This is a genomic window from Chromobacterium sp. ASV23 (genome assembly GCF_016428945.1).
Lineage (GTDB): Bacteria > Pseudomonadota > Gammaproteobacteria > Burkholderiales > Chromobacteriaceae > Chromobacterium > Chromobacterium sinusclupearum.
Genome location: NZ_JAELTR010000173.1, coordinates 1 through 488 on the forward strand (window position 1 = coordinate 1; position 488 = coordinate 488).

The window sequence follows — 488 nt, forward strand, 5'->3', positions numbered from 1 at the left end:
TAATAGAACAGTCTTTTCTCAACCCATAAAAACGAACAGTGGATATGCCATACCATATCTATTCCCATTAAGAACCAACTTTGGTGATGCACAAGGGCAGTGCGGATCTGGGGTTGAGATATGGTTAAAATTAATTTCTATCAGAAATGATTCAATCTTTATTAAGAGAGACGAACTGGTGCAAAGTTGTCAGCATGACATTTACTTGCAGGACAACGGAGATGGGAAGATTGAAAATGCATTCCAACTGCAAAATAGCAAGATCATTATAAGGTGGCTAAGCCATCCTAACAATAATAGAGATAGCTATTCTGAAACGATATCGCTTGAATAATTAACTTTGATTTTGGTTGAATATCACTAAGCGGCATATAATATCAAAAATACAACACAGAATAGAATTCATCTGTTTTGTGTTTTGTGTTTTGTGTTTTTTTGATTTCAACTCAACACCAAAATAAAAAACTAAGCTTTAAAATTACCTATCC

1 protein-coding gene is annotated in these 488 nt (G+C 33.8%); it reads left to right on the forward strand.

Annotated elements, in window-relative coordinates:
• A partial coding sequence (locus JHD59_RS22960; protein WP_233164474.1) for a hypothetical protein occupies positions 1-334 on the forward strand: 334 nt, incomplete at its 5' end.
• Positions 335-488: the final 154 nt, after the last annotated feature.